Origin of the sequence: Aquimarina acroporae, from assembly GCF_023195925.1 — a bacterium.
Lineage (GTDB): Bacteria > Bacteroidota > Bacteroidia > Flavobacteriales > Flavobacteriaceae > Aquimarina > Aquimarina acroporae.
The window spans coordinates 30,130-53,231 of the sequence record NZ_JALPRE010000015.1 but is presented as its reverse complement, the minus strand read 5'-3'; the positions used below and the strand labels follow the sequence as shown (position 1 = coordinate 53,231).

The window sequence follows — 23,102 nt, the reverse complement described above, 5'->3', positions numbered from 1 at the left end:
AATGAGGAATATAGCAATACTAGGAACAGGTTGGTTAGGCTTACCTTTGGCAGAAGCCTTTATAGAGAATGGGTTTACGGTTAACGGCTCAACTACTACTGAAAATAGGGTTAACATATTACAAGAAAAGGGAATTAGTGCACACCAAATTGCATTACAAGAAACTGGTCCCGAAGGTGATATTTCTGCTTTTTTAAAAAACACCGAAATACTCATCATCAATATTCCACCGGGTTTGAGACGTAACCCAGAAGTGAATTTTGTAAGCAAAATACATAATCTGATTCCACATATCGAATCATCTAATGTCAAAAACGTACTTTTTATAAGCTCTACATCAGTTTTTGCCGATGTAGAAGGATTTCCTGTAACTTCGAATGAAACCTTGCCAAATGCTACCTCAAACGCCGGGAAACAGCTTATTGAAACAGAGCATCTGCTGCAAAAAAACACTCACTTTTCTACCACCGTTTTGAGGTTTGCAGGTTTATTTGGTCCCAATCGCCATCCCGCAACGATGCTCTCTAAGAGAAAAAATATTAAAAACCCAAAGGCTCCAGTTAACTTGATTCATCTGGAAGACTGCATAGGAGTTATAAAAAAAATAATCGAGACTAGTTGTTGGAATGAAGTTCTTAATGCTTGCTACCCAGATCATCCTGAAAAAGCAAAATATTATGGTCAGGTTTGTGAAAGCATGGGATTTCCCGCACCAGATTATGATTTTGAAACTCCTTCGAAAGGGAAACTTATAGATTCTCAATATCTTATGAAAAAATTAAAGTACACCTTTAAAAAGCAACTAATGGGACTTCCCAAAAACAACTTTTAGTAGTCCCATCATAATAAGTTAAGATCAATGCTTATTGCAAATTGTCTTCTATAAATTGATACTTTTCATGACCTGTCTGCCAAAAAGCAAAGGCAAATACGTTTGCAATTTGTTCAAATTCTTTTGATTTTGTATCATTAATACCATGCCCAGACTCATAATCTACATGAAAAACGATAGGCTTATCAGAACTATTTAAAGCCTGTAACTTTGCAGCAAATTTCCCTGGCTGCCATGCGATTACTCTAGGATCATTCATCCCGGTAGTAATAAGTGTAGCTGGATATTTTTCTCCTTTTTGTATGTGTAGATACGAATCCATTTCTATTAATGCTTTACACTGAATAGAATCTGTACTTACACCGAACTCTTTTGTATTATTTGGACCATTGGGAGTAACTTCATTTCTTAAAGGGTTCATCATACCCACCTCGGGTATAGCAACTGCAAAAAGATCAGGTCTCTCGGTCATAGCTCTACCAATTAAAATACCGCCAGCACTTCCACCATGTATAACTGTTTTACTGTTGGTTGTATACCCCTTTTCGATCATATATTCTGTACATGAAATTAAATCTTTCCATGTATTCGGTTTAGTAGTCTTATTACCTCCTTGATACCACTTATCGCCTTTTTCTCCTCCACCTCTTACGTGAGCAACACAAAGCACTCCGCCTTCTTCAACCCAAGTCAGCCTTGATGGAGAGAAAAAAGGACGAATGGATATCCCATAAGACCCATAACCCAATAATAATGTTGGATGTTGCCCTTCTAGTGTTATATCTTTTTTATGAATTATGGATAATGGTATTTCTTCACCATCATGTCCTGGAACTAAAACTTCCTGTATTACGAAATCGCCAAACTCAGGGTAATCGGCAAGATTAACCAGATTTGCTTCCTCAAATTTCTTCTTTTCAGCATCATATCTATAGCGTATATAATCATTTTTCCATCCCATGGAAGAAATCCATATTTCAGAGAAATCAGCTCCCTTTGCATCAATATTAACTCTACCTGAAGCTCCAGGCAAATCTATTGCTGTCTCTTCTCCTCTATTTATATTATATAATTTCCCTTTTACACCATCTTTAATTGTGGTATAGTAAATCCCATCTGAAGTAAAGACAAAGGTATTAAGAACTTCATTTTCTTTTTCTTCAACCAAAACGGTAGGGTTATCAAAATTAGGATTAACTATTGAAGTCTTTAACAAACGAAAATTAGGCGCATTCTTTGATGAAGTATATATTAAATCCTGGTCCATAAAAATTGCTTCACTAATCTTTTCTTCTTTTTTGAATAGTGGTTTCCAAAGCAATTTATTTTCTGATAAATCTTTTATTTCTGCATAATAACAATCGTAATAAGCAGTAGCTCCGCCAATGTACCCGAATAAATACTTGTCATCTTTGCCTTGTAAAGCGGCTATTGGAAAATCTTCTGGCGAAAGATTTAATTCTGGATGTGTCTCTCTACTTAATAGCACATTCAATTTTTTTGAATCATCCCCTATTTTATAAAGAACAGACTTCATATCTTTTAAAAATTTATCTGAAGTAGGATCAATTTCAGGATAATGTAAATACATAAATCCGCTATTATCTGGCAACCAGCTTACTCCGCCACCATCTGAAGGCCAACAATGATCAATTACTACCGGCAACGATTTTTTAGATTCCATTTCAATAATAATCATCTCCGAAATTTCAGCTCCGCTATGAGTCATGGCAACTGCGATATGAGACCCATCCCAACTAGGTTCTATATAATTGATTACATACGTATGACCTGTCTCTGGTTTAAAGCTTTTAGGGTCATATAACAGTTCATCTTCACTGTCAAAACTTTTACGATAAAACAAACGGGCAACATCTTCTTCTGCTCCTTGTTTTAAAAAGAAATACTCATTTTTTTCTGTAACTCTTACATCAGATACTTCGTAAGACTTTCGGTTGTCATATGCTAACATTTTTTTAATCAGTTCATCCCTACCAGAAATTTTACTCAAAATATCATCTGCAAATTCTCCTTCTTCTTTAAACCAATTTTGAACAGTCGAATCCTTTAAATTTTCAAGATTTCTATACTCATCTAATATTTCGGTTCCAAAGTAATTTTCTGAAACCGGGCTTGAAGGGGCTATAGGATATTTATACTGATTTTTATTGTTTTCTACTGGCTTGGAACAGCTTATAGCACAAAGAACAATGACTAGTAAAATTACCTTTTTCATGAGTTTAATTTGATGTAAATATTAGTTATAAATATATGTTGGAATTTTTAGAAATGTTACCATAAAAAAACTCCAAATCAAAAAAGATTTGGAGTTTTCTTTATTTCAAACTTAAAATACTAGCCTTTCACACTAGCTTTAAGATACTCTCGGTTCATTCGAGCAATGTTCTCAAGTGAAATTCCTTTTGGGCATTCGATCTCACATGCACCTGTATTGGTACAGTTACCGAAACCTTCTTCATCCATTTGATTCACCATCGCCAATACACGCTCTGTTGCTTCAACCTGTCCCTGTGGCAATAAGGCATATTGCGATACTTTTGCCGAGGTAAATAACATTGCAGAAGCGTTTTTACAAGCCGCTACACAAGCACCACAACCAATACAAGTTGCCGCTGCAAATGCATCATCTGCATTTTCTTTATTCACAGGAATTGCATTTGCGTCTATTGTATTTCCTGAAGTATTTACTGAAATATACCCTCCAGCATGTTGAATTCTATCAAAGGCACTACGGTCTACCATAAGATCCTTTACCACCGGAAATGCCTTAGCTCTAAATGGTTCTATATAAATCGTATCACCATCATTAAATTTACGCATGTGTAATTGACAGGTAGTAATCAAACGATCTGGCCCATGAGGCTCTCCATTAATTTGCAAAGAACAAGAACCACAAATTCCTTCTCTACAGTCGTGATCAAATACGACTGGCTCTTCTCCTTTATTTATTAAATCTTCGTTTAACACGTCTAACATTTCCAAAAAAGACATGTCTCCTTCGATGCCAGATATTTGATAATCTACCATCTTTCCTTGCGATTTAGCATCTTTTTGACGCCATATTTTTAGTGTAAGATTCATAGCTTTTTTATTTATAAGAACGTGTTTTTAATTCAATATTTTCGAAGTTCAATTCTTCTTTATGCAACTCTGCATCTTTTGGTTCGCCTTTATATTCCCAAGCGGCTACATACTTAAAGTTTTTATCATCTCTAAGGGCCTCACCTTTTTGCTCACCATCCTGTTCTACAGATTCTTCTCTAAAATGTCCTCCACAAGACTCATTTCTATGTAATGCATCTTTGGCAAACAATTCTCCTAACTCTAAGAAATCTGCAACTCTACCGGCTTTTTCTAACTCAGGGTTCATACTATCTGCAGTTCCCGGAACTTTTACATTTTTCCAGAAGTCTTCTCTTAAAGCCGAAATTTCGTCTATTGCTTCTTTTAGCTCTTTTTCATTACGAGACATTCCACATTTATTCCACATGATTTTACCTAATTTCTTGTGGTAATAATCTACAGAATGTTCTCCAGATCCACTCATTAACTTCTGAATTCGGTCTTTAGCGTCTTTCTCAGCTGCATCAAACTCAGGAGTATCTGTAGGTATTTTTCCTGTTCTAATATCATGTGATAGATAATCTCCTATGGTATACGGTAATACGAAATATCCATCTGCTAATCCCTGCATCAATGCAGACGCTCCTAATCGGTTTGCACCGTGGTCAGAGAAATTAGCTTCACCAGCTGCATAACATCCAGGAACAGTAGTTTGTAAGTTATAGTCTACCCATAAACCTCCCATGGTATAATGTACCGCTGGGTAGATCATCATTGGAGTTTTGTACGGATTCTCATCTACAATCTTTTCATACATCTGGAACAAATTACCATATTTATTCTCGATAACTTCTTCTCCAAGTTTTGTAATTTCTTCTTTTGAAGGGTTTTCTATTCCAGAAGTCAACGCTTTCTCTTGACCATAACGTTGAATTGCAGAAGCAAAATCAAGATAAACAGCCTCTCCAGTTTTGTTCACTCCAAAACCAGCATCACAACGCTCTTTTGCAGCTCTAGATGCTACATCACGAGGTACTAAGTTTCCGAATGCCGGATAACGACGCTCCAGATAATAATCTCTTTCTTCTTCAGCAAGTTGCGTTGGTTTTAATTTACCAGCACGAATAGCCTCGGCATCTTCTTTTCTTTTTGGCACCCAAATTCTTCCGTCATTACGAAGAGATTCAGACATCAATGTTAATTTTGACTGATGATCTCCAGATACTGGAATACAAGTTGGATGAATCTGAGTATAACATGGATTCGCAAAGAAGGCTCCTCTTCGGTGAGCTCTCCACGCGGCCATCACATTACTTCCCATCGCATTGGTACTTAAAAAGAATACATTTCCGTATCCTCCTGTTGCCAATACCACGGCATGCGCAGAGTGGCGTTCGATCTCACCGGTAACCAAATTACGAGCAATAATTCCTCTAGCTTTTCCATCAACCTTCACTAGATCCAACATCTCATGACGATTAAAAGGCTCAATCTTTCCTCGGTTAATCTGACGGTTCATTGCAGAATAAGCTCCCAATAACAATTGTTGCCCTGTTTGTCCTTTGGCATAAAATGTACGAGACACCAATACTCCTCCGAATGAACGGTTGTCTAGTAAACCTCCATATTCTCTTGCAAAAGGAACTCCCTGAGCTACACACTGGTCAATAATATTACCAGAAACCTCTGCTAAACGGTATACGTTTGCTTCGCGAGATCTATAATCTCCTCCTTTTACCGTATCATAAAACAAACGATAATTAGAGTCTCCATCTCCTTGATAATTTTTTGCTGCGTTTATTCCACCTTGCGCTGCAATAGAATGCGCGCGTCGAGGAGAGTCCTGGTAACAAAATGTTTTTACGTTGTATCCTAGCTCGGCCAAAGTTGCAGCTGCACTTCCTCCGGCTAGCCCAGTTCCAACCACGATAACATCGATATTACGCTTGTTAGCTGGGTTTACCAGGTTGATAGTATTTTTATGTTTTGTCCACTTATCTGCCAGTGGACCTTCAGGTATTTTAGAATCTAAAATTGACATAGTAGTGGGATTTTAATGATTATGATTAAGATGAAGTACGACAGCGATAATGATAAACCCTAATGGAATAGCTATTGCAAAAGCTTTTGCAAACTTTGTCGCACCAACAGAATACTTATTATTAAATCCTACAGATTGGAAAGACGATGCAAATCCGTGCCATAAATGTAGTGCCAAGAACACAAAAGAAAGCACATATAAACCGGTTCTAACCGGGCTTACGAATTTCTCTAGCAACTCGTGATAATAGCGAGAAGGGTCTTCTGGAGCAAACTCTACGTACTTGTGTACCATTTCAGGAACCCAAAAATCGTAAAAATGAAGTCCTAAAAAAGCCAAAACCACAAGTCCCGAATAAATCATGTTTCTAGACATCCAAGAAGCATTGGCTCCTCCATTATATTTTGCATATTTTACTGCTCTGGCGTTTTTGTTTTTAATTTCCAGAATAAATCCCATTACAAAATGAAAAATTACTCCAAAGATTAGAACTGGTTGCAAAACAAATTGTACCAAGGGGTTGGTACCCATAAAATGAGATAGCTCATTGAAGGTTTCTGCGCTAAAAATTGAAGTAAAATTGATAGTAAAATGTTGTAATAAGAAAAAAACTAAGAAAAGTCCCGAAAGTGCCATCGCTACCTTTCTAGCTATTGAAGATTTTATCAATCCACCCATTATTTAAAATGTTTAATAATTAGTTGAGCAACAAAAATAGGGCTCAACACCATTTTAGCCAAGCTTTCTGAAATGTTTATTCTCTTATTTATAATGAATTTAAAGTAGGATTTATAGTTTGTTTAAGTTTCACTACTATATCGTTTGAGTACCTATGTAAACATTCAACAAAAAACACATATTTTTTTGCCGAAATCACATTTTTTGTATGAAAAAATCCTAATTCTTGATTAAATAACTGCTTTATGGAGAAACAAACTCAATCAGGTTTTATTTCTTAAAATAGTACATTTGATAATCACTCAACATTTTCATAAAATGATTTTTAGATCAAAACGTATTTTGTTCATATGTTTTTATAGTGTATTTGCTCTTTATTCAAATCCTGTTGCATCAAATACCTTCCAATCAGTCCCCGATAGTTTGAAAAATAAATCCTCCAAGGAACTGATAAATAACATTAAGAATTTTTCTCCCGAACAGGGCAAAATCTATGAAAAAGCACTATACCAAAAATCTAATGACAATTTTATTTTATCACAGATAACTTATGATATTGCCACACATTTTTATAATAATGAGCAGTACCCCCGATCTATATACTATCTAAATAAAAGTGTTCATCTTGCCAGAAAAATTAACAACGATTCCTTGTTATGTAAATTCTATCTCAAAACAGGAAACGCTTATCTGAAAGATTGGAAAAATCAAAAATCTCTAGATGCTTATTACGAAGCTTTAAACATTGCCAAAAAGAAAAAAAACACCAAACATGTACTTATTGCCCAATCTGGAATATCTATTATTCATCGAAGAATGGGGCAATTGGACAAAGCTCTAGATGTATGTAAAAATGCACTAAAACTTATAGAAAAATCTTCCTATTATCATAAAACAAATCATGTTAGTTTACTTACCATATTAAGCGAAATCTATCTTGACCAAAAGAAATACGATTCGGTGATAAAATACGCAAATATTGGAATTGAAATGAGTGAACGCATTGATTATTCGATAGGAGCTATTGATTTATATACCAAAAAAGGAATTGTCTATTTCGATAAAAACGAACTCGAAAAAGCCCACAAAAACTTGTATGAGGCAGAAGAAATTTTGAGTAAAAAAAACATAACACAAAAGAAATCTATTTTAAACGTTAATTATTTCATTGCCTATTGTTTATATAAAGAACAATTATATACTCAAGCAATATCGCGTCTAGAAAAAATTCAACCAATTTTAACAGAAAGTGACTCTAGAAACATAAGAGTACTAGAAATCTATAGATTATTAATTGATTGTTATGTAGCTATTGACAAAAAGGAAGAATCTATATTTTGGTTGCAAAAGCTAATCAAATTACAGGATCAGTTTCAAGATGAAAAAAACAAAACAGTAAGTAAATTACATCATAAAACCACAGAAGAACTCGCAAAGCAAATTATGGCTTTAGAAAATCAAAAGAAAAAAGAAAAACAATACAAAGAATACACATTTATCTCCCTTTTATTTGTGTTTGTATTGCTGGTGGTTTTCATTTTCAAGTTTATTAAAAAACAGAAGAAAAATAATGTCGTATTTCAACAGCTTATTACAAAAATAAACTCACTTGAAACCAAAGAAGTTCATACACCAAAAAATCTTATCATAACAGACGAAAAAGTGCAATCCATCTTAAACGGGTTAATAAAACTTGAAAAGCAAGAATACTTTTTACATACCGAATGTGACCTAAGATCAATGGCAAAAAAGGTTAAAACCAATACCACCTATTTATCAAAAATCATAAAAGAACATAAAGCAAAAAGCTTTAATGATTATATAAACGATCTACGAATCGAATATGTACTAAAACGGCTAAAGAATGATAGGAAATTTAGATCTTTTTCGATAAAATCTATCGCTTTAGAAATTGGTTATAAAACCGACAAGTCCTTTACCAAACATTTTAAAGCTAAAACAGGTTTAAACCCTTCCTACTACATCAAAAAAATAAACCATGATCAAAATCAATAAATCAATGCCGTAAATCATTTAAAATACGGTAGAGAATTTATGATTTATAGCTTTTAAAAAATACCTTGAAAAACAATTAAAAGCTATAAAAAAACAGTACTAACGTATTTAAAACTTTTGATCATGAATACAAAGCAAAAAAAAACATTACACCTTGAAAAACTAACAATTACAAGGATAAATCGAGGTTCTATGCACTTATTAAGAGGCGGTGATTGTGATGTTACAGAACCCGATACGGGGACACATTGGACGCATAATCGTTGTGACAATATATTCTAATAAAACACATTGATTTAGTTATGCCATTTTTACTTCCGTAATTTGCTTGAATTACGGAAGTTCTGTTTTTATCGGTATCAATTTCAGCATACATTGAAGTCTAAATCACTTGGGTTATCAATTGATTTTGAAAGGGGATGCCGAAAACCTTACCAACAGAGTAGGCTAATTTTATTTACATAAAAACAAAATATTATGTTGTCTAAAATTTTAAAACTCGAAAACGTCGAAAAATTAAACAAATCAAAACAACAAACAATTAATGGCGGGTCTTGCAGAACGAATCTTCGTTGTTCTACATCACAAGATTGTTGGACAGTAACAGGGGATATGTCTGACAAGTGTTTTCAAGGGTATTGCCATATTTTTTAATCCACAATCATTTTCACCAACTAGCGACCTTCGGGTCGCTAGTGGTATTTAAAAAGCCTGCGTATTTTTATCCAATGCTACTATTCAATATTAATTTTGCATCTTCACAACTATAGCTTTATTTTGTATATACCATTTCCTTGATTAATTAGCTCTAATGATGCATTCCAAATTACCCAACATATCTACTACCATTTTCACCGTAATGAGCAAAATGGCCAACGAACATCAAGCCTTAAATCTTTCTCAAGGTTTTCCAAATTTTGATGCCAGTCAAGAACTTATTGATCTAGTTACAAAAGGGATGCAAAAAGGACATAATCAATATGCTCCTATGGCGGGGACAATACCATTAAGAGAGGTTATTGCCGAAAAAAGTAATAGGCTTTATGGCAGTACGTATCATCCAGAATCTGAAGTAACCATTACTTCGGGTGCTACACAGGCAATTTTCACCATTATTGCCGCTTTTATTAATCCCGGAGATGAAGTCATTATAGTAAAACCTGCTTATGATTCTTATGAACCTGCAGTAGAATTATTTGGAGGAACGGTTGTTCCAATACAGTTGTCAGCCCCAGATTTTAAGGTAAACTGGACTGAATTTGCTCAAAAAATAACGACCAAAACCAAAATGGTAATTATTAACACACCTCATAACCCCAGTGGTACTGTTTTGTCTAAAGATGATATGTTACAACTGGAAGCATTACTGAAGGATACCAATATTATTCTGCTAAGTGACGAGGTATATGAGCATATTATTTTTGATGGTCAACCCCATGAGAGTGCCGCAAAATTCCCTGGACTAGTAGAGCGCTCGTTTATCACCGCCTCTTTTGGGAAAACATTTCATACCACAGGTTGGAAAATGGGATATTGCCTAGCCCCTGCTCAACTCATGGAAGAATTCAGGAAAGTTCATCAGTTCAATGTGTTTTGTAGTAGCCACCCTATGCAATATGCGTTGGCCGAATATCTAAAAACCCCAGAACATTATTTATCCCTTCCCCAGTTTTATCAAGAAAAAAGAGATGTATTTCTTTCTTTGCTTCAAGACTCCAGATTCAAGTTTATACCAGCGGCAGGGACTTATTTTCAATTATTAGACTATTCAGAAATAACAGACGAGAATGATGTTACTTTTGCAGAACGTCTTACCAAAGAGCATAAAATAGCTTCGATTCCTGTTTCTGTTTTTAATTTAAACCAACAAGATGATAAGGTGCTACGATTTTGCTTTGCCAAAAATGAAGATACTTTAAAAAAAGCAGCAGAGATTTTGTGCAACATCTAATCCCTATTTACCATTCACTTAACGTGGGTTGTTTTGTGAAATCTGCAATTTTCTGAAAGATGAAATCCATAATCTCAGAGCTTTTTTATAATCAATTGTTTAAAATTCAAACCTCAATTGAATCACTTCAAATTCTTTCTCTTCTTTTTTCTTTTTCTTTTCTTGTCCGGTGTTAAGATTTGAAAGTGAAATACCCAACAATCGTACTGAGTTTTTCATTTTCTCCTGATATAATAATTCTTTGGCAGTCTCTAACAATATAGCTGCATCGCTCACAAAATAAGGTAACGTTTTACTACGCGTTTGTAAGGTAAAATCGCTGTATTTAATTTTTAAGGTCACCGTTCTACCCGCAACTTTACTTCTTTTTAATCGTTTTTGAAGTTCTTCGGCGATATTTTCTAGACGCTCTAGCATATAAATTTCTGAAGAGATATTCTCGCTAAAAGTTCGTTCTGCAGCTAACGATTTACGTTCTCGATTTGGTTTCACCTCACTCAAATGAATCCCTCTTACAATGCGATAATAGTGTTTTCCAGATTTACCAAAATGTTGATTTAGAAATTCTTCAGATTTTGATTTTAAATCTTTCCCTGAATAGATTCCCATTTCATACATCTTAGCTTGGGTAACCTTACCCACACCATAGAATTTTTTAACGTCTAAGTCTTCGAGAAACTCAATAACTTCTTCGGGATTTACTGTTTTTTGTCCATTGGGCTTATTGTAATCACTAGCAACTTTGGCGATAAATTTGTTTATAGATATTCCTGCTGAAGCGGTAAGACCTACCTCATCAAAAATGCGTTGTCTTATTTCTTGCGCTATTAAAGTAGCGCTCGGATTTCCCTTTTTGTTTTCGGTAACATCAAGATATGCTTCATCTAGAGATAGTGGTTCCACCAAATCGGTGTAATCGAAAAAGATCTTACGAATTTGGGTAGATATTTCCTTGTAGCGGTCAAACCTTGGCTTTACAAAAATTAAATCTGGACATAATTTTCTGGCTTTAAAACCTGGCATAGCAGATCGCACTCCATACACCCTGGCTTCATAACTTGCAGCACTTACTACGCCTCTTTTTGACCCTCCTCCAACGGCTAGTGGCTTCCCTTTCAATTCAGGATTGTCCATTTGCTCTACAGAAGCATAAAAAGCATCCATATCAACATGTATAATCTTTCTATGTGCGTTCAATTCTTCCACATTACAAAAATAGTGGATATTGGTGATCTAAAATATGATATCTTTAAAGTAATCAAAGGCAATGTTTGATAAAAGGAGATTGAAATGTCAAAAACAGCAATTATTTTAGGAGCTACTGGATTAACAGGAGGTATTTTACTAGATAAACTTCTAATTGATGATCGATACCATAAGATTATTCTTTTCTCTAGGAAAAGTTCTGGGGTTCAACATCCAAAAATAAAAGAACATATCGTAGATATGCTAAAGCTGAGAGATTATGCAGAACAATTTGTAGTAGATGACGTTTTTTGTTGTATTGGAACGACCAATTCAAAAACTCCGGATAAAGATTTGTATCATGCAATAGATTATGGCATTCCTGTTAGTGCAGCTCGATTATCTGCAACCAATTCTATTTCTGCTTTAATCGTAATTTCTGCTTTAGGAGCAAACTCTGAAAGCCGAATTTTCTATAATCGAACCAAAGGAGAAATGGAAAATGCAGTTCTAGAATTTAACATTCCCAAAATTCATATTTTACAGCCTTCTCTTATTGGAGGAAAAAGGTATGAAAAAAGAACAGGAGAATATTTCTTTAAGAAAGTCATGAAGGTTATGAATCCTATACTTTTGGGTTCATTGAAAAAATACCGTTCTATTTCTCCTGAAACGATCGTTTCAACCATGATTTGGTTAGCAAATAATGATTTTACTAAAAAAAGAATTCCTTCTGATGAAATTGAAGAATTAGTCGCCAAAAAGTGATAAAATTTGGTTCGCATACCGTATGCGTATCTTTATAAGCCCTTGTCATAACTGTATTTCCAAAGCAGCTTCTAATTTTGTTTGAAAATTAATCTTATTCAAAAATCAAAAAATTATGAAGCTTTTAAAAATTAGTAGTATACTCCTTTTTTCGGTTCTAGTATCTACAAATCTTTGTGCGCAGTCGAACACTAAATCTATCAGTTTAAAGAAAGGGGAAATACTAGACATTCTTTTGATAAAGACAAAACCAGGAACAGAGAAAGCCTTTGAAAAATATAGAAAAACGGCTTTTCCAGTGGCTTTTAAAAGAACGTACCAACCTTTGCCTGGTTTTAAAATTGCAGAAACTACCCAAGGAAATATACAACCCTCTTACTTTGCATTGGGTAAATGGAACGATTTGGAAAACCGCGAAAAATTTATTGCTGAAATCGAAACAGAAGTTCCAGATTTTCATCCTCAACGTAGAGATATTTGGTCACACTTCTATTTAACATACTATGAGATGCCAAATGACATATCTGTTACATTTAACAAAGACAAGTACATTGTTGCTACTGCATATTGGAAAAAAGATGATACTTCATTTGATAAATTCGTGAAATTATGGTTACAAAAATCTAAAGCCAAAGGTGGAGATACTGTATTACAATTAACCAATGGAAAATCTCCAGCAGGATATTATCATAACCCAGATATTCTATTAATGACAGCATGGAATAGCAAAGCAGAATTTGAGTCTTTTTATAAAGAAAACCTAGCCATGAATCACTCAGGAATATTACATCTTAATCAATTTGTACTTAATTAAACTATATCTTTAAACCTGTTAAGAGGTAATCAAAAAAAGCAGACCCATAGCCTTATGCAATTATTCTTAAATCAATTAGTCTATTTCGGATATTTTCAAAGCGTATTTATACTCTTTATTTATATGTTTTCTCCTCAAAAAAGAAAAAGTATTAATAGGTATATTGTTTTTTTGGTATTGGTGTTAACTATTGGTTTAACGGGACGTATTTTTTATATATCGGGACTGTTTATAGATAATTATCGTTGGGTCATTTTTTCAGAATTCGCCACCTTACTTTTTGGAGCAACCATATATCTATTTACGAGATCAAGTTTACTAAAACGTCCTTTCTCATATAAAGATTTACTGCACTATGTCCCTGCTATTATTTACAATTTGTTTATCACTTTAATTTTGATAGTACCATCAGACGAAGTCTTAAACAAACGTGTAACCAATGGCACTCAATTGCAAATCGCTTTATGGTTCATATCCATAGGTCTGCTTTTTAATATAACCTATTGGATTTTGAGTTTAAGAATATTTCTTCAATTTAGAAAAGACATTCATAATGAACTAAGTTATAGTATTAAATCCCGGTTTTTTATGAATTTTCTAATTGCAGTAGGTGTTTGCCTGTTTTGTTGGTGTGTTATGTTTCTAAATTGGATTCTTGGGCTTCCATTCTTTAGTAAGCTCAGCTGGCAATTGATATGGATGAGTTTGGTCATTATTATTCTTTTCATTGCCTTTTACACCATGAAAGAGCCAGAACTCTTCAAAGTTACTCCAATGGTAACCTCAAAAAAATATGTGCAATCTAAATTTTCCAATCGGGAACTAGATCATCTCAAAGAAGCTTTGGAGCTATTGATGCACGAAAAAAAACCATATCTAAATCGGAAACTTTTAAAATCTGAACTTGCAGAAATGTTGGGTATAAGTAATCCAGAAATGGCCAGGTTGCTCAACGAGCGTATAGGAATGAATTTCTTTGAATATGTGAATTATCATAGAATTAAAGAATTTATTGCGCTTTCAAAAACCGATAAGGCCAAGAACATGACATTTTATGGCCTTGCCCAAGAAGCAGGTTTTAACTCTAAAACCACCTTTAACAAATCGTTTAAAGATCTTATGGGATCTACTCCAAAAGAGTACTTCTCGAATTTGTAATCATATTAAATCTAAAACATGTACAGACTAATCTTTATCATCATACTATCTACGACTTTTGTAAATGCACAAATAACCATACCTGCACTAAGTCCAAAAGCCAAGACTACACAAACTGTGGGGTTAACGACTATAGACATCGAGTACTCTAGACCCAGCAAAAGAGGTCGTGAAATCTTTGGAAACCAAGGATTATTACCCAATGGAGAGTTTTGGAGAACAGGAGCAAATACAGCCACAAAAATCACTTTCGGAGATGATATCAAAATTTTAAATGCACTAGTAAAAAAAGGATCTTATACCATACTAACCAAACCTGGGGCATCTCAATGGGAAGTTTATTTTTATCCTTACCAATCAGGTAACTGGACTTCTTATACAAGTCAGGAACCGATATTGAAACTTAATGCTAAGGCTATCAAATTAAACGATGTAGTAGAAACGTTTTTAATCAATATTGATCAAATCTCATTGCAAAATGCAGCCCTTGTATTTAGCTGGGATCGCACCAAAATTGTACTTCCTTTGCAAGTAGAAGTTCATGAGAAAACTATGAAAAACATCACCAAAGTACTATCTGGACCTTCTGATTTCGATTATTTTCAAGCAGCTCTATATTTACACGAAGCAGGAAAAGATTTAGACACTGCTCTAGAATATATACAAAAGGTAACAAAAGGAGAAAATGCAAGATTTTTTCAAGTATACCGAGAAGCGCTTATTTTGGCAGATTTAGGCAGAAAGAAAGAAGCTGTATTGGCTTCTCAAAAATCTCTGGAACTTGCCAAGAAAGCCAAAAACAATGATTTTATTAGGTTGAATCAAAAATTTATTGAAAATCAATCAAAATAATTTATATTTCTATTTCAACATAACTATACAAATATGCTATACTCCCTGGTCGTACAGGGAGTTTTAATGCTAACACCATGGTCGAAATAGAACGTAAATTCTTAGTAAAGTCTGATCTTTTTAAAAGTGAGTCCCATAAACAATATCGTATTGTACAAGGATTCTTGAACACCCATCCCGAGCGTACCGTTAGAGTACGAATAAAGGGAGAACAAGGCTTCCTGACCGTTAAAGGAATTGGTAATGCCAGTGGAGTCTCAAGATTTGAATGGGAAAAACCAATAACCGTTGCCGATGCAGAACAATTATTGCTCATTTGCGAACCCGGAATGATCGAGAAAATAAGATACGAGGTCAAAGCAGGAGAACACATCTTTGAAGTAGATGAGTTTGGTGGAGAAAATAAAGGACTATGTATTGCTGAAATAGAACTAAAAGAGGAAAGCGAAACGTTTTTAAGACCTACCTGGTTAGGAAAAGAAGTAACTGGCGATGCAAAATATTATAATTCTCAACTTAGTAAAAACCCATTTATTTTGTGGTAATCGAGTACTACAAAAATGGTTTTTTTCTTATTAAAATATTTTTTTGTTTGGTTAACCAAATCGTAACATAAAACGGTGTAAGGTTAATATTTCGATGGCGTCTAAGCACACTTATTATTAACCAAATTTGAAAATTATGTTACACAAATTCAAAAGATCCCTTTTAGGGATCACAATGTTCTTATGCCCATTTTTCACAGTCTTTTCTCAAATACCAGTAAATGGTTTTTATCCAGAAAAAAACACTTTTACTATCGCCCCCAGTTACTCTTACAAGAGCTATGATCAGTTTTACAGGGGGTCTACTTTGTCTGATGGTAATCCTGCCGGACTTGGAGAAATATCCTCTTCAATTGTATCATTTTACGGTCAATATGCTATTTTAGATTGGTTGTCATCTACAGTTACCCTACCATATATACAAGTTGAAAGTGAAGACGGAGCGCTCGATCCGGTACAGCAAGTAGCCCAAGTAGATGGTATTCAGGATTTAGGGATGTTTATGAAAGCTCGGGTTTTCGAGAAAAGTTTTAAAAACGCATCTAGAATTACCTTTGGAGGAGCTGCAGGTGTTACCTTCCCAGTTGGAGATTATGAAGGTGCAGGTGTACTTTCTTTGGGAAATCAAGCAACTACCATTAATGGTTCTGCTATTATTCAATATTCCTTGCCTATAAACATATTTAGTGAGGTACAACTAGGGTATAGCCAAAGAGATAGTGATTATTTTGACATTCCTAATGCCATGCTCTACAGTGCAAAAATTGGCTTTTATAACAAGTTTCTATATCTACACGCAAAACTAGATATACAAGATTCTATGTCTGGTTTAGATATTGGAACTCCAGAATTTGGAGAAGCTGGCGGGGCGAGCATTCTTCCTGAAACTGAGGTTGATTACACCAACCTTTCTTTTGACTTTTATGTCCCTGTTTATAATCACACACTTGGCGTTTCTGCTAGTTATGGTACCACCATAAATGGAAGAAATCATAGTAAAGAATCGGGATTAGCCTTTGGGTTGGTATATACCGCAAAATAAAATACATAGTAAAGAGTCACCTTCAAATCATTATATTTGAAGGTGTTCTTTAATTTCTCTATCATGAAAGCCATATATTATTTCTTTAATTCTAAAACAATCCTTCTGTTTTGTTTAGTGATAACTACTGCTTGTCAGCAACCAAAAGAAAAAACCGAGACTCAACCTGAAACCGCTTCGGTTTCAGAAACAAAACCGTCAACCAAAGAAATAAAAGCACAACTGATAAATGAAGGATATCAGATTTTTGATTTTCCTGATAAAAAGACGGGAGATACTATACTCATGCAGCAGTACTATATTGCTTTTTTAAAAAAAGGACCTAATCGTTCTCAAAACGAGGAAGAAGCTCAAAAATTACAAAAAATGCACTTAGAGCATCTTGGACGAATGTATGAAGAGGGATATGCCGATATTTCTGGACCTTTTGGAGATGACGGGGAGATACGTGGTATTACCATTTATAATACCCCAACGAAAAAAATGGCCGATAGTCTCGCCAACCTGGATCCCATGGTAAAAGCTGGTAGATTGGTTATCGAAATTCATCCTTGGTGGGCGGCCAAAGGGCATCCCCTAAGATAGTTATAGAAGTTAAAAATACTTTAGTGTCCAATCGATTAACTTTTGCTTAAACGAAGTATACGGAGGAGTCATCAATTCGATAGCGCTTGGTAATTTTTGCCTAAACATTGCTCTTTCATTTGTGAATTCAATAAAACCATAGTGTCCCCGTGATTTTCCAATTCCACTATGATTAGTTCCTCCAAATGGTAAATTAGGATTCCCCACATGCACTGCAGATATATTAACACAAGTACCTCCTGCACTCGTGTTTTGAATAAAATACCGAGTATTCTTTTTACTTCGACTATAAATGTAGAGTGATAAAGGTTTTTCTTTGGAGTTAATTAATTCAATCACCTCTTTCATATCATTATATACAATCACAGGAAGTATAGGTCCAAAAATTTCATGCTTCATAAGATCAGAATCTAATGGAACATCTACTACTACCGTTGGTTCTATAAAATTGTCTACCTCATTCATTGTTCCTCCAAAAACAACCTTGGCTCCATGGTAAATTGAATTTTCTAAATATTCTTTAAGTCTAAGAAAATGTTTAGTATTAATAATCCGAAGATAATCGGGAGAGTCTTTAATGGTTTGCCCATAATGTTTTTTTATCTGATTGGTCAATCTTTCTATAAACTCTTCCTTTTTGCTTTCATGTACGATCACATAATCTGGTGCAATACAAATTTGACCAGCGTTTACAAACTTGGCCCATGTTATTCTGGAAATAATATTTTTGAGATCTGCTGTCTCATCAATAATCGTAGGCGATTTCCCTCCTAGCTCAAGCGTAACGCTAGACAAATGCTTTGATGCTGCTGCCATTACCAATTTTCCAATTTCTGGAGCACCGGTAAAGAAGATATGACTAAACTTCATATCCAGCAACACTTTTGCCACTTCTGCACCTCCTTCTACTATTGCGACCTCTCTATCTTCAAAAGTTTCATCAATGATACGTTTCATTACTTTTACAGAATGCGACATAAATTCTGATGGCTTTAGTATAATCGCATTTCCCGCTGCTATTGCAGAAACCAATGGTGCAAAAAGGAGTTGCATAGGATAATTCCAAGGTGCAATAATTAAACACATGCCTTTTGGTTCATACCGAATCCATGAAGAAGACCCAAGCATGGTAATTGGTTTTCCCACACGCTTGGGTTTCATCCATGTTTTAATATGTTTTACCGCAAATCTTATTTCAGAAAGTACTGGATAAATCTCTGTGAGATCCACCTCGGCAGCAGGTTTATGATAGTCTTTCCACATCGCTTCCCGCAATTCGGTTCGAAATTTCAAAATGGTCTTTTGAAATTTTTTCAATTTGCGAATACGTTCAGAGGCATTGGTCTTCCCTATTATTCTGTAGTTAGTTTCCTGCTTCTTATATATTCTTTCAATTTCAGAAATTTCTGTTTGAATGCTATCAGTTACCATAACCTACACCTGAAAGGATTATGAAAACAGAGATTGTAGCTTCATCGCTACTCCCATATCTCCTTTAATTTTAATTTTCCCTCCCATTACTGCAGCCATTGGGTTCAATTCTCCTTTAATAAGTGACATGAAATCATCAAACCCCACATCAACTTGGCAATCGGCATCCTTATCTTCTGCAGATACGACATTGGTATCTCCTGTACCATCTATATATAATTGTTCGTCACCAAAATTGAACTTAAGTGTGTTGTTTAAGCTGTCAGCTTTTGCTGCTTTTTCCTGAATGGTTTGCAGGATACTGTCTAAATTACTCATAACGTTATTTTTATTTGTATTCGAATTATTTTGTTTTGCTTTTTCGTAAGAGACATCATCAATGATCATCTTGGCAATAATCTCTCGCATAATTTCGGATGTGCCTCCACCAATGGTCCCTATACGACTATCTCTAAACATTCTTGCGATCTTAAAATCTTCAATATATCCATATCCCCCAAATGATTGTAAACACTGGGTCATGGTTTTATCAGACAGTTCTGTGGCCAATAATTTTGCCATTGAACATTCCTTAACCGCATATTTTCCATCATCATTCAATTTTGAACAGTATAGTACAAATTGCTTGCATGACTCAATTTCAGAAGCCAATTGTGCCATACGATGTCGCAGCACCTGAAACTTATTAATAGGTCTACCAAATGCCGATCGCTCAGACATGTATTTTAGGGTATACTCCATAGCCGTTTCACAAGCAGAATATCCCATAATTGCACCTGCCAATCGTTCTACTTGTAGACCTCCCATAAGATAATAAAACCCTTGTCCTTCTTCGCCAATCAGGTTTTCTTTAGGTATTTTCACATTATCAAAAGCAAGCTCTGCTGTATCAGAAGCATGCCAACCCAATTTTTTTAGTTTTGTTTTGCTTACTCCTTCTCTATCTAAATCTACAATTAACAAACTTACTCCCGCCGGACCAGCTTTTGGGTCAGTCTTAACCACGCATATAACAAAATCGCCATAAACGGCATTGGTTATAAATGTTTTAGAACCATTCACTATGTAGTAATCTCCTTCTAGAACTGCCGTAGTCTTTATATTTGCCACATCAGATCCTGCCGTAGGTTCTGAAATACCGATACAACTTATTTTTTCTCCTGAAATGATCCCAGGAAGGTACTTTTCTTTAAGTCTTTGTGATCCATATTTCACAATATATGGTCCAGACATGTATTGCACCACTGCCTGGGTTATGGCAAATCCACCAGAAAACACTTTTGCTATTTCTTCGCAAAAGATAACATCGTAGAAAAAATCGAGATTTGCACCTCCAAATTCTTCGGGATACGAAAGTCCAAGAAATCCCATCTCACCCATTTTTTTCCAAATCTCTTTGGGGATACGACGATCCTCTTCCCATTGGTCTATATTTGGAATAACTTCTTTCTTAAAAAAAGCTCTCAAACTATCTCTAAAGAGTATATGTTCTTCATTAAAATAATAGCTATTCATGTGTGATCTTTTTAGATGTTGTATTGATTTTCTTTTATAAAATACGTTGCAACTTTTCTACGTAAACTAATGACATCATACCCCGGAAGCTGCAATAGTTTACCAATTGTTTTTAAGGTCATGGCTGCCATATCAGTTTCTACCGAAGTAAAAGTGACTTCTTTCGCTGCTATTTTTATACGATCTGCAGACTCATTCATCAATAGTTTTGAAATCGCCTCAGGGATATCTCGATGCTCTTCTTTTGTTTTAAGTGTTCTTAGAATTACTGACTCTAACATATATATTTGAGAAATAATATCTGAAAGCTTTGATAATACTTGTTGCTGTTCTTGAATTTCCTGCTGAAACTTCTGTATAGCTTGCCCACTAATGAGAAAAAAGGCCTTTTTACAATGTTCTAGAAAACTGGAAGCTGTTTCTTGAAAATTTGTATGCGTTGTAATGGGTTCAAGATTCCCTGCCTGTACCTCCTGAAAGGTTTCCATTGACAATTGCATTAAAGGTAACTTCCCTTTCATGGCATATTTTAAAATGGTACTTGGAATAACCAATCTATTAATTTCGTTGGTTCCTTCATAAATTCTGTTCCCTCTTATGTTTCTATAATGCATAGAAATCTCACTTTCACCAGAGAACCCCATACCTCCATGAATCTGCAAAGCTTCATCTACCACAAATTGTTCTACCTCAGATCCAAATACTTTAATAATAGAACATTCTGCTGCAAACTCTTGAGCTACTTGCTGTTTAGCTTTTAAAGCATCTACTCCTCCGTTGCTTTTAAATTCTTCCAATAATACATCCATATCTCCACCCAGCCGATTCCAACCAGACTCTAGCGTATAGATACCCACAGCCATCTTAGCTATCTTTTCCTGAATCGCTCCAAAAGAGGCAATCGGTTTTTTAAATTGCACTCTCTGGTTAGCATACTGTACTCCCAGATTAAAAGCTCTTTTTGAAATTGCAGATCCCGCTATACCAATCATTAATCTCCCCATATTTAAGGCATTCATTGCAATCTTGAAGCCCTTGTCCCTTTCTCCTAATAAATTTTCTACCGGGACTTTTACATTTTCAAAAAATACCTGTCTAGTGGAAGACCCATGTATTCCTAATTTATTCTCTTCAGCACCTAGTTGCACTCCCCACTCTTTTTCAACAATTAAGCAAGAAAGATTTTCATCATCATCAATTTTGCAGAATACCGAAAAGATATCGGCAAAACCAGCATTGGTAATCCACATCTTTTGACCGTTAAGGATATAATGTTTACCATCTTCGCTTAGGGTAGCTTTAGTTTTACCTGAATTTGCGTCAGAGCCAGCTCCAGGTTCGGTAAGGCAATAGGAACATTTTAGTTTCCCAGTAAGGATCTTATCCAGATACTTTGTTTTTTGTTCATTACTCCCATAAAATAAAATTGTATTGACCCCTAAACCCCTTTGAACTCCTAAGGTTTGTGAAAAGGAAAAGCTATCAGACATTACTTCAGACGCAGCTAGATTGGTTTTGATATCACATCCCATACCACCAATACTTTCGGGAGCAGAAATAGCCAAAAACCCGAGCTCACCCAGTTTTTCCAATATTTCTGGTGCTAGTTTGGTTCCTTCTTTACTATCGAAAGTCTCTTTTAATGGCTCTATTTCTTTATTAATAAAATCTCTAATCGCATCGCGAAGCATTTTATGTTCTTCGGTATAATCTTCTGGTGTGAATACCGATTCTGGTAAACTACTTCTGATAAGAAACTCCCCGCCTTTTACGGTTGTTGATTTTGTTTCCATGGTTTAAGAGATAAATGATTTAAGTACTCTGGCCAAGCCCATTTTGTCGAACCCTAGATGCTGTGCTCCATCGACAAACAATGAAATACCTGTTATGTATGCTGCCATTGGACTTGCCAAAAAGGTCACTGCATTAGAAACATCTTCAACCTTCCCGAAACGCTTTAAGGGAATTGCTCGTTCGGCCTCTTCGAACATATCCTGGATTTGTTGTGGATATTGATCTAATCCACTAGACTCTATAATTCCCGGAGCTACGCAATTAATTCTAATATTAAAATCACTCCACTCCATAGCCAGTGATTTTGTGAGGTTTTCGACTCCTGCTCTTGCAGCACCGGTATGTGCCATTCCTGGAAAACCACGGTATACTTCAGCAGTAATATTCACGATAACTCCATTTTTTTGTGGAATAAAAAAGGTATTCGCCATTTCTCTAATCATAAGAAATGTACCGTTAAGGTTGTTATTGATCACCGCATTCCAACCTTTGTCACTAATGTATTCTGCCAAGGCAGGAAACTGTCCTCCTGCATTATTAATAAGAATGTCTAATCGTTGATGATTTTCTTTTATCATTTTGGCCAAAGCCTGAATATCTTCGACTTTACGAATATCACACGCCTTGTAAGACACATTACCAAACTCTTCAAGCTCTGTTGCAGCAGTTTTGAGCTTATCTTCTTTTCGAGAACAAATAATAACCTTAGCACCTAGTTTGAGAAAATCTTTTGCGATCTGGAATCCAATTCCTGATCGCCCTCCTGTTACCAATACTACCTTGTCTACAAAAGTATCTGATCTTAACATAA

Annotated in this window: 20 protein-coding genes; 11 read left to right on the top strand and 9 right to left on the bottom strand. The window is 35.1% G+C overall.

The annotated features are described in order from the left end of the window. Window position 1 precedes the first annotated feature (1 nt). On the top strand, window positions 2-832 hold the full coding sequence (locus M0D21_RS19380) for an NAD-dependent epimerase/dehydratase family protein (RefSeq protein WP_248332556.1): 831 nt from the start codon (window positions 2-4) through the stop codon (window positions 830-832). Window positions 833-863: 31 nt separating this feature from the next. On the opposite strand, the gene M0D21_RS19375 is transcribed toward M0D21_RS19380, so the two are convergent. From M0D21_RS19375 to M0D21_RS19360, 4 genes are all read right to left on the bottom strand, one after another. After that, window positions 864-3,068 carry a prolyl oligopeptidase family serine peptidase gene (locus M0D21_RS19375; protein WP_248332555.1) on the bottom strand — a complete coding sequence of 735 codons (2,205 nt, stop codon included), beginning with the start codon at window positions 3,066-3,068 and terminating at the stop codon, window positions 864-866. Window positions 3,069-3,187: 119 nt separating this feature from the next. Continuing rightward, the gene (locus M0D21_RS19370) at window positions 3,188-3,934 is read right to left on the bottom strand and encodes a succinate dehydrogenase/fumarate reductase iron-sulfur subunit (protein WP_248332554.1); all 747 of its coding nucleotides are present in this window, start codon (window positions 3,932-3,934) and stop codon (window positions 3,188-3,190) included. A gap of 7 nt (window positions 3,935-3,941) precedes the next feature. Then, window positions 3,942-5,957 (bottom strand): fumarate reductase/succinate dehydrogenase flavoprotein subunit, encoded by a 2,016-nt coding sequence (locus M0D21_RS19365; protein WP_248332553.1) that lies wholly within the window; start codon window positions 5,955-5,957, stop codon window positions 3,942-3,944. A gap of 12 nt (window positions 5,958-5,969) precedes the next feature. Continuing rightward, window positions 5,970-6,635 (bottom strand): succinate dehydrogenase cytochrome b subunit, encoded by a 666-nt coding sequence (locus tag M0D21_RS19360; RefSeq protein ID WP_248332552.1) that lies wholly within the window; start codon window positions 6,633-6,635, stop codon window positions 5,970-5,972. 423 nt (window positions 6,636-7,058) lie between these two features. On the opposite strand from M0D21_RS19360, the gene M0D21_RS19355 reads away from it, so the two are divergent. The 3 genes from M0D21_RS19355 to M0D21_RS19345 all read left to right on the top strand — a co-directional run bounded on the left by M0D21_RS19355 (window position 7,059) and on the right by M0D21_RS19345 (window position 10,602). Then, complete coding sequence (locus tag M0D21_RS19355) at window positions 7,059-8,651, top strand: helix-turn-helix domain-containing protein (RefSeq protein WP_248332551.1); 1,593 nt, start codon at window positions 7,059-7,061, stop codon at window positions 8,649-8,651. Between the two features lie 123 nt (window positions 8,652-8,774). Continuing rightward, on the top strand, window positions 8,775-8,933 hold the full coding sequence (locus M0D21_RS19350; RefSeq protein ID WP_248332550.1) for a hypothetical protein: 159 nt from the start codon (window positions 8,775-8,777) through the stop codon (window positions 8,931-8,933). A 529-nt stretch (window positions 8,934-9,462) separates the two neighbouring features. Then, window positions 9,463-10,602 carry a methionine aminotransferase gene (locus tag M0D21_RS19345; RefSeq protein ID WP_248332548.1) on the top strand — a complete coding sequence of 380 codons (1,140 nt, stop codon included), beginning with the start codon at window positions 9,463-9,465 and terminating at the stop codon, window positions 10,600-10,602. Between the two features lie 99 nt (window positions 10,603-10,701). Here the strand turns inward: M0D21_RS19345 and dinB are convergent, their stop codons facing one another. Further along, complete coding sequence (gene dinB, locus M0D21_RS19340) at window positions 10,702-11,808, bottom strand: DNA polymerase IV (RefSeq protein WP_317250703.1); 1,107 nt, start codon at window positions 11,806-11,808, stop codon at window positions 10,702-10,704. Window positions 11,809-11,892: 84 nt separating this feature from the next. On the opposite strand from dinB, the gene M0D21_RS19335 reads away from it, so the two are divergent. The 7 genes from M0D21_RS19335 (at window position 11,893) to M0D21_RS19305 (ending at window position 17,551) form a co-directional block, all read left to right on the top strand. Next, a complete protein-coding gene (locus M0D21_RS19335) occupies window positions 11,893-12,555 on the top strand; it encodes a Rossmann-fold NAD(P)-binding domain-containing protein (protein ID WP_248332547.1) in 663 nt (220 codons plus the stop codon). Between the two features lie 115 nt (window positions 12,556-12,670). Then, window positions 12,671-13,369 carry a hypothetical protein gene (locus M0D21_RS19330; protein ID WP_248332545.1) on the top strand — a complete coding sequence of 233 codons (699 nt, stop codon included), beginning with the start codon at window positions 12,671-12,673 and terminating at the stop codon, window positions 13,367-13,369. 54 nt (window positions 13,370-13,423) lie between these two features. Next, window positions 13,424-14,527, top strand: a complete 1,104-nt coding sequence (locus M0D21_RS19325; protein WP_248332543.1) for an AraC family transcriptional regulator — start codon at window positions 13,424-13,426, stop codon at window positions 14,525-14,527. Between the two features lie 18 nt (window positions 14,528-14,545). After that, a complete protein-coding gene (locus M0D21_RS19320) occupies window positions 14,546-15,379 on the top strand; it encodes a DUF2911 domain-containing protein (protein WP_248332541.1) in 834 nt (277 codons plus the stop codon). Window positions 15,380-15,456: 77 nt separating this feature from the next. After that, entirely contained in the window at window positions 15,457-15,924 is a 468-nt protein-coding gene (locus tag M0D21_RS19315) for a CYTH domain-containing protein (protein ID WP_248332539.1), read from the top strand. Between the two features lie 136 nt (window positions 15,925-16,060). Next, the gene (locus M0D21_RS19310) at window positions 16,061-16,966 is read left to right on the top strand and encodes a hypothetical protein (RefSeq protein WP_248332537.1); all 906 of its coding nucleotides are present in this window, start codon (window positions 16,061-16,063) and stop codon (window positions 16,964-16,966) included. Between the two features lie 63 nt (window positions 16,967-17,029). Next, complete coding sequence (locus tag M0D21_RS19305) at window positions 17,030-17,551, top strand: YciI family protein (protein ID WP_248332535.1); 522 nt, start codon at window positions 17,030-17,032, stop codon at window positions 17,549-17,551. Between the two features lie 9 nt (window positions 17,552-17,560). On the opposite strand, the gene M0D21_RS19300 is transcribed toward M0D21_RS19305, so the two are convergent. From M0D21_RS19300 to M0D21_RS19280, 4 genes are read right to left on the bottom strand one after another with little or no spacing between them, the layout of a single operon-like run. Continuing rightward, a complete protein-coding gene (locus M0D21_RS19300; RefSeq protein ID WP_248332533.1) occupies window positions 17,561-18,982 on the bottom strand; it encodes an aldehyde dehydrogenase family protein in 1,422 nt (473 codons plus the stop codon). A gap of 18 nt (window positions 18,983-19,000) precedes the next feature. Beyond that, window positions 19,001-20,497: an acyl-CoA dehydrogenase family protein gene (locus M0D21_RS19290; protein WP_317250700.1), complete on the bottom strand. Its 1,497-nt coding sequence runs from the start codon at window positions 20,495-20,497 to the stop codon at window positions 19,001-19,003. An 11-nt stretch (window positions 20,498-20,508) separates the two neighbouring features. Beyond that, on the bottom strand, window positions 20,509-22,290 hold the full coding sequence (locus tag M0D21_RS19285) for an acyl-CoA dehydrogenase family protein (protein ID WP_248332531.1): 1,782 nt from the start codon (window positions 22,288-22,290) through the stop codon (window positions 20,509-20,511). Window positions 22,291-22,293: 3 nt separating this feature from the next. Next, the gene (locus M0D21_RS19280; RefSeq protein WP_248332529.1) at window positions 22,294-23,100 is read right to left on the bottom strand and encodes an SDR family oxidoreductase; all 807 of its coding nucleotides are present in this window, start codon (window positions 23,098-23,100) and stop codon (window positions 22,294-22,296) included. Window positions 23,101-23,102 lie beyond the last annotated feature (2 nt).

Coding starts and splice junctions, on each gene's coding strand:
- M0D21_RS19365 (WP_248332553.1), bottom strand. CDS start 5,957: ATGTCAATTTTAGATTCTAAAATACCTGAAGGTCCACTGGCAGATAAG.
- M0D21_RS19345 (WP_248332548.1), top strand. CDS start 9,463: ATGATGCATTCCAAATTACCCAACATATCTACTACCATTTTCACCGTA.
- M0D21_RS19350 (WP_248332550.1), top strand. CDS start 8,775: ATGAATACAAAGCAAAAAAAAACATTACACCTTGAAAAACTAACAATT.
- M0D21_RS19310 (WP_248332537.1), top strand. CDS start 16,061: ATGTTACACAAATTCAAAAGATCCCTTTTAGGGATCACAATGTTCTTA.
- M0D21_RS19330 (WP_248332545.1), top strand. CDS start 12,671: ATGAAGCTTTTAAAAATTAGTAGTATACTCCTTTTTTCGGTTCTAGTA.
- M0D21_RS19335 (WP_248332547.1), top strand. CDS start 11,893: ATGTCAAAAACAGCAATTATTTTAGGAGCTACTGGATTAACAGGAGGT.
- M0D21_RS19290 (WP_317250700.1), bottom strand. CDS start 20,497: ATGAATAGCTATTATTTTAATGAAGAACATATACTCTTTAGAGATAGT.
- M0D21_RS19380 (WP_248332556.1), top strand. CDS start 2: ATGAGGAATATAGCAATACTAGGAACAGGTTGGTTAGGCTTACCTTTG.
- M0D21_RS19280 (WP_248332529.1), bottom strand. CDS start 23,100: ATGTTAAGATCAGATACTTTTGTAGACAAGGTAGTATTGGTAACAGGA.
- M0D21_RS19320 (WP_248332541.1), top strand. CDS start 14,546: ATGTACAGACTAATCTTTATCATCATACTATCTACGACTTTTGTAAAT.
- M0D21_RS19325 (WP_248332543.1), top strand. CDS start 13,424: ATGCAATTATTCTTAAATCAATTAGTCTATTTCGGATATTTTCAAAGC.
- M0D21_RS19360 (WP_248332552.1), bottom strand. CDS start 6,635: ATGGGTGGATTGATAAAATCTTCAATAGCTAGAAAGGTAGCGATGGCA.
- M0D21_RS19315 (WP_248332539.1), top strand. CDS start 15,457: ATGGTCGAAATAGAACGTAAATTCTTAGTAAAGTCTGATCTTTTTAAA.
- M0D21_RS19300 (WP_248332533.1), bottom strand. CDS start 18,982: ATGGTAACTGATAGCATTCAAACAGAAATTTCTGAAATTGAAAGAATA.
- M0D21_RS19370 (WP_248332554.1), bottom strand. CDS start 3,934: ATGAATCTTACACTAAAAATATGGCGTCAAAAAGATGCTAAATCGCAA.
- M0D21_RS19305 (WP_248332535.1), top strand. CDS start 17,030: ATGAAAGCCATATATTATTTCTTTAATTCTAAAACAATCCTTCTGTTT.
- M0D21_RS19285 (WP_248332531.1), bottom strand. CDS start 22,290: ATGGAAACAAAATCAACAACCGTAAAAGGCGGGGAGTTTCTTATCAGA.
- M0D21_RS19375 (WP_248332555.1), bottom strand. CDS start 3,068: ATGAAAAAGGTAATTTTACTAGTCATTGTTCTTTGTGCTATAAGCTGT.